Below are 5,660 nucleotides of genomic sequence, written 5' to 3' on the forward strand. Positions count from 1 at the left end.
AAATATCTGTATTCGGTTTGTGACCAATAGCAATGAAGATTCCTTCAACATCTACAGTAGAAGTTTCCTGAGTCTGGTTATTGATGATTACTGCTCTTTCTACTAAGCTGTTTTCACCTTCAATTCCGATAAGTTCATGGTGAAATTTCACTTCAATATTCGGAGTGCTTTCTACTCTGTGCACCATCGCTTTTGAAGCTCTGAAAACGTCTTTTCTCACTAATAATGTTACCTTTCTGCAAAGTTTTGCAAGATAAGTAGCTTCTTCAGCAGCCGTATCTCCTGCTCCTACTACCACTACATCTTTTCCTCTGTAGAAAAAACCGTCACAAGTAGCACAAGCGGAAACTCCACCTCCTGCATATTTTTTCTCGTCTTCAAGACCTAAATATTTTGCTGTAGCCCCTGTAGAAATAATTACAGTTTTAGCAAAAATCTCTTTATTTCCTGCATATAATTTGTGAACACCGCCAACTTCTTTTGAAAACTCAGCTTTAGTGATCATTTCGTAATGCACTTTGGTTTCAAATCTTTCGGCCTGCTTTTGCAGATCCATCATCATTTCAGGACCTGTAATCCCTGCTGGATACCCTGGAAAGTTATCAACCTCAGTAGTTGTAGTTAATTGTCCGCCCGGCTCCAAACCTGTATACAATTCAGGTTTTAAGTCTGCTCTTGCTGCATAAATAGCAGCTGTGAAACCAGAAGGTCCAGATCCAACGATCACACAATCTAAAATGTTTTGCTCCATAATTTACTTGTTCGAAAAAAGATGTAATTAAATTAAGACCGCTAATTTCGTAATTTTTGTCGGCTTTTTAAAGTTATTTTAATGATAGTTGTCAATAAGAGATATGCGGATTGTCAATGAGGGTACGGGATGCGAGCTGCGTGTTTAGGTTTAGAGCTCCTAATTTATATTTAAGACCTATATACCTTGTCTATCATCTATCCGTCTATTATCTCTCAATCTATTATTAATTGTCTTAAAACCGCATTCACTTTACCCTTTCACTGTAAAACTCTCCCACTCTCAAACCATAAATCATACCTTCAATTTAATCTTGTCTACATTGATAATCTTGTAGACCAGTTCCTTAATGAGTTCTGCTTCTCCCATATTCACCGCCCCCAGTCCTTTTCCTTTCATATCAAATTCTCTCAGAATAGAAATGACTCTTGTAGCATGCTTTAAAGGATATAATCTTGCGCTTTCTGCATAATCCTTCACAAAATAAGGATTCACCCCCATTTGAGAAGCTATGGCTTGTGGCGGCTGCCCGGCCATTGTCTGGTAAATAATGACGTTAGAAAAATAATTGTAAAGGCTTGCCAGCATCATCACAAAAGGGTTATTCTTTGGGTTTTTGCCCATAAAATGCGCAATTTTAAAAGCAGCATTGGCGTTTTTTGTTCCCAAAGCCTTCTGAAGTTCAAAGATATTGTACTCTTTACTGATCCCGATATGGTTTTCAACAATGGTTCCATCCAATACTTCTCCCTCTTTAAGGATAATCTTTAGTTTATTCAGCTCATTGGCAATTCTTGAAAGATCATTCCCAAGATATTCTGCTAAAAGATGGGAAATATTGGGAGCTGTTTTAATTTTCAGCTTTACACATTCATCGGAAATCCATTTGGGAAGGTTGCTTTCCTTTACAGATTCACTCAGGAAGAGAGCATTAGCCTTATCCAAAGCTTTAGCTGCCTTTTTTCTGCTGTCCAGCTTCTTATGCTTATGGGCAAAAACCAATACAGTAGAAGGAACAGGATTTTCAACGTAAGCCTCCAGAATTCTGTTTTCCTCTTCATTAAATTTCAGATCCTGAGCTTCTTTTACGATAATCACCTGCTTATCTCCCATCATGGGAAACTGTCTTGCCAGGGAAAGCACTTCCTGATAAGAAGTATCTTTTCCATAGGTAACCGTTTGGTTAAAGGCCTTTTCATCCTCTTCCAAAAAGTTGTGTTCAAGAGCTTTTACGGCAACATCAATAAAGTAGGCTTCTTCTCCGTGGAAAAAATAAATAGGTAAAACTTCTTTATTTTTAATATTTTTGAGGATTAAATCTAATTCTTTCATCTTATTAATGGAACTTCCAAAACTGAATTTTCAGGAAACTTTTGATTTTAAATTCAAGAAAGACAAAGATAAGTTTTTTATTTATGATTTGGTTCGTAAAACTTATCTTCTGCTCACTCCTGAGGAATGGGTAAGGCAGCACTGGATACATTATTATCTTACTGTAAAATCCTACTCTACCTCAGCTTTAATCACCGAAAAAAAAGTTGTTCTGAATGGTTTAACCAAAAGAATTGATCTTTTAGTCACCGAAAAAACAGAGCCTGTTATTCTGATTGAATGTAAAGCTCCGCAAATCAAATTAACGGAAAAAACATTTGAACAGACTGCCCGGTATAACTCTATTATAGGAGCTAAAGAAATTGTTTTAACAAATGGGCTTCAGCATATTAATGCCTATTACGAAAATGAGCAGTATATGTTTTATAAACCGGAATAAACTGACCAAAACCTAAAACAACAATATGAAAATTAAAAACATAATATTCGATTTCGGCGGGGTTTTAATGGATTGGAATCCAAGATATTTCTTTAAGGATTATTTCAAGGATGATGAAAAAATGGAATATTTCCTGAAAAATATTGCTCAGGATGAATGGAATATTGAACAGGACAGGGGAAGAAGCCTAGTTGAAGGAACGGAAATCCAGGTGAAAAAATTTCCGGAATGGGAAAAGGAAATCAGAGCTTATTATGATAACTGGACTGTGATGCTGAAAAGCGATATTCCTCAGAATGTTGATGTTTTAAGACAATTAAAGAAAACAGATTATCAGCTATTTGGATTAACAAACTGGTCAGAAGAAACTTTCCCTTATGCTTTAGAAAATTATGATTTCTTCCAGCTTTTTGATGGAAAAATTGTGGTTTCCGGAACAGAAAAACTGATTAAACCTGATCCTAAAATCTGGTATGTTTTATTGGAAAGATATAACATTCAGGCAGAAGAATCTGTTTTTATAGATGATAATGCTAAGAATATTGAAATGGCACAATCGCTGGGATTCAATACCATTCATGTTCAACCGGATACAGATCTGAAGCAGGAGCTGGCTCATCTGGGTATTGAGATCTAAATATCTACATTATAAATATTTAATAATTCTCGGCTGAATTATTTTCATTAATTTAGATAAATAATATAGCTCCAAGAAAAAAACAAAATATTAGTAACTGAGATATTAAGCTATAAGCTATTTCAAAACTCCTAACCCATCACAAAATAAAAAAATATGATACGTTCAATCCTATTAACTGCATCCATTATCATCTCAGGAAACCTTTTCAGTCAGAATCTTAAAACAGTTTCCTATCAGGACGGTTCTCAAAAGCTGAATGGTTTAATAACTTCCAACGCAGGAAAAAAGCTTCCCGGAGTCCTGATTCTGCCTGCATGGAAGGGAATTGATGAAGAAGCTAAAACAGCAGCCCTTGAACTTGAAAAACAAGGCTATATTGCTTTTATTGCAGATATTTATGGGGAAGGAAAAATCCCTGCTAATAATGAGGAAGCTGCCAAAAGTTCAGGATATTACAAAAAGAACTATGCAGAATATCAGAAAAGAATTTCACTGGCATTAGAACAGCTGAAAAAGAACGGAGCAATCTCTGATAAAACAGCTGTCATCGGATATTGTTTTGGCGGAACAGGAGCATTGGAATCTGCCAGAGGGAATTTACCTGTTGCAGGAGTAGTTTCTATTCATGGAAGCCTGGGAAGGGACCAAAGCAGAAAAAATGAAAAATTAAATGCTAAAATCCTGGTTGAAAATCCGGCAGATGATCTGGGAGTAACGCCTGAAGACTACAGTAACCTCATCAAAGAAATGAATGAAGGAAATGCAGACTGGCAGATTATTACTTACGCTCATTCAAAGCATACTTTCACAGATCCTAAATCACCGGATTATAATGAAACGATGGCTAAAAGAGCATGGAATCACACGTTGATGTTTTTAAAGGAGATTTTGAAGTAAATTCAATGTAACAATATATCAGTATAACAATGTACCAATAGCTGATTCACACCAAAGCATTGGTACATTGTCTATTAAATCTTTATAATTACTGTTGTTTTGCTTCCAGCTCTACATCATATTTTTTGGTAGAATATCTTGTCAGAGAGCCTGTTGCTGTATCAATTCCTACTCCGATGATACCTCCAAAAAGGATATTAAGAAGTGTTACTGCGTTAAATGACTTCTCCAGTTTTACTTTCTGTGAATCGAAGCCTTCTTTTTCAATAGTAATAAATTGCTTGCTTAAGGATCTGGAAATAGGAGCAGTACAAGGTGTCACACATTTTTCTTCTCCGTTGTGAATTACTTTAGCTCCTTCAGGAGTAGAATTGAAAGTAATTTTATCGCGGGTTCCTGTAAAAATGGTTGCGCAGGAAGTTGTAGAAAGTGCGATGCCTACCAATAATGCAATGGATAGATTGTTCTTCATATATTTTATTAAAAAGTTAAATATGCCGACTTTTTCGGCGCGCGAACTTACAAAATAATTAATAACAATCGGCATCAGCAGATAGCTATATCCTGATTAAAAAGATAACTTGCTGATATATAAAATATATTTTTTAAGCAGATTAATGGCAATATGGATATTGATCCTTAGAAAATACATCAAGCTGCCTCAGTTCCTGAGACAGCTTGATGTATTTTCTATGCAATATAATAAATGGCAGTGACTAATCCACTCCTTCCACTTCCCTGTTCACCAGTTCCATAGAAAAGGCGGGCAGACAGATCGCAAGATATTCACAAGGTTCTGTAAAAGGATTGCTGTAACGGATTCTTGCTCCTTTTTCAATAAGGATACTGCTTCCTTTCTCCAGCACAACAATTTCTCCATCAATTTCAAATTGTTTCTTCCCTGAAATGATATAAGTAAATTCATCAAATTCAGGAGTCTGGTGAGGTTCGCTCCAATCCGGAGGTGCCACCATATGAGCAATGGAAACATTAGAATTTCCTGTAGAGTTTCCCCAGTGTTCTTCAATTAGTTTTCCGTCTGTAGTAGGAACTACAAAGGGAGACTGTTGTATTTTATATTTTTTCATACCCAATCTTCTTTCTTGATTTCGTATACAAAGTTGGTCCTTGTAGGTTCAGCAAAATAAGCAACTTCCTCTTCTGCTATTTTGATACCACCTAATTTCTCTAATGCTTTTTGTGAACGAAAATTCTCTTTCCCGATATGAAAATGAACTTTATCCACGTATTGAAAGATATAATCCAGCATCAGTTTCTTCACCTTGGGGTTGATTCCTTTTCCCCAGGATTTTGTTCCATAGAAGGTATAACCAATGAAAATATGGCTGTCATTTTCATCAAAATTATAGTAACGACTGCTTCCCAACACGTCTCCGGTTGTTTTTTCAACAATTTTAAAAGCTCCTTTACTTTCCATTGCTCCTCTAAAGAAATTCTCAAAAACTTCTCTTTGATAGCGGTCTTTGTTAGGATGCTGTTCCCATACTTTAGGGTCTGATGCTACTTGATATAAAGATTCAAAATCCCCTTGTTGTAAGGGGATTAATTGAAATTCTTCACTCTCTAAAACAGGCTGAACA

The 5,660-nt window shown here is 35.9% G+C and carries 8 protein-coding genes; 3 read left to right on the forward strand and 5 right to left on the reverse strand.

Going from position 1 to position 5,660, the window contains the following annotated elements; genetic code table 11:
* Together BBH99_RS08700 and holA are read right to left on the reverse strand one after the other, a co-directional pair.
* The coding region (locus BBH99_RS08700) for an NAD(P)/FAD-dependent oxidoreductase (RefSeq protein ID WP_066694695.1) at positions 1 to 751 on the reverse strand (751 nt) is incomplete at its 3' end.
* Positions 752 to 1,045: 294 nt separating this feature from the next.
* A complete protein-coding gene (holA, locus tag BBH99_RS08705) occupies positions 1,046 to 2,083 on the reverse strand; it encodes a DNA polymerase III subunit delta (protein WP_066694697.1) in 1,038 nt (345 codons plus the stop codon).
* 7 nt (positions 2,084 to 2,090) lie between these two features.
* Between holA and BBH99_RS08710 the strand changes: the two genes are divergently transcribed.
* The 3 genes from BBH99_RS08710 (at position 2,091) to BBH99_RS08720 (ending at position 4,059) form a co-directional block, all read left to right on the forward strand.
* Positions 2,091 to 2,522, forward strand: a complete 432-nt coding sequence (locus BBH99_RS08710) for a type I restriction enzyme HsdR N-terminal domain-containing protein (RefSeq protein WP_066694698.1) — start codon at positions 2,091 to 2,093, stop codon at positions 2,520 to 2,522.
* Between the two features lie 25 nt (positions 2,523 to 2,547).
* Positions 2,548 to 3,159, forward strand: coding sequence for an HAD family hydrolase (locus BBH99_RS08715; protein WP_066694703.1), 612 nt, complete (start codon positions 2,548 to 2,550; stop codon positions 3,157 to 3,159).
* Positions 3,160 to 3,315: 156 nt separating this feature from the next.
* Positions 3,316 to 4,059, forward strand: a complete 744-nt coding sequence (locus BBH99_RS08720; RefSeq protein ID WP_066694707.1) for a dienelactone hydrolase family protein — start codon at positions 3,316 to 3,318, stop codon at positions 4,057 to 4,059.
* Between the two features lie 88 nt (positions 4,060 to 4,147).
* Here BBH99_RS08720 and BBH99_RS08725 read toward each other — a convergent pair whose 3' ends face one another.
* The 3 genes from BBH99_RS08725 to BBH99_RS08735 form a co-directional block, all read right to left on the reverse strand.
* On the reverse strand, positions 4,148 to 4,531 hold the full coding sequence (locus tag BBH99_RS08725) for a PEGA domain-containing protein (RefSeq protein ID WP_066694708.1): 384 nt from the start codon (positions 4,529 to 4,531) through the stop codon (positions 4,148 to 4,150).
* A 244-nt stretch (positions 4,532 to 4,775) separates the two neighbouring features.
* Entirely contained in the window at positions 4,776 to 5,147 is a 372-nt protein-coding gene (locus tag BBH99_RS08730; RefSeq protein WP_066694710.1) for a cupin domain-containing protein, read from the reverse strand.
* Positions 5,144 to 5,660, reverse strand: a 517-nt coding sequence (locus BBH99_RS08735) for a GNAT family N-acetyltransferase (protein WP_066694712.1), incomplete at its 5' end; no start/stop codon positions are given. The genes BBH99_RS08735 and BBH99_RS08730, both read right to left, overlap by 4 nt.

This window comes from Chryseobacterium contaminans (assembly GCF_001684955.1).
GTDB classification, from domain to species: Bacteria; Bacteroidota; Bacteroidia; order Flavobacteriales; family Weeksellaceae; genus Chryseobacterium; species Chryseobacterium contaminans.

Excerpts from the sequence above, each read along its gene's own strand:
- holA (WP_066694697.1), bottom strand. The coding sequence starts at position 2,083 with ATGAAAGAATTAGATTTAATCCTCAAAAATATTAAAAATAAAGAAGTT.
- BBH99_RS08710 (WP_066694698.1), top strand. The coding sequence starts at position 2,091 with ATGGAACTTCCAAAACTGAATTTTCAGGAAACTTTTGATTTTAAATTC.
- BBH99_RS08715 (WP_066694703.1), top strand. The coding sequence starts at position 2,548 with ATGAAAATTAAAAACATAATATTCGATTTCGGCGGGGTTTTAATGGAT.
- BBH99_RS08720 (WP_066694707.1), top strand. The coding sequence starts at position 3,316 with ATGATACGTTCAATCCTATTAACTGCATCCATTATCATCTCAGGAAAC.
- BBH99_RS08725 (WP_066694708.1), bottom strand. The coding sequence starts at position 4,531 with ATGAAGAACAATCTATCCATTGCATTATTGGTAGGCATCGCACTTTCT.
- BBH99_RS08730 (WP_066694710.1), bottom strand. The coding sequence starts at position 5,147 with ATGAAAAAATATAAAATACAACAGTCTCCCTTTGTAGTTCCTACTACA.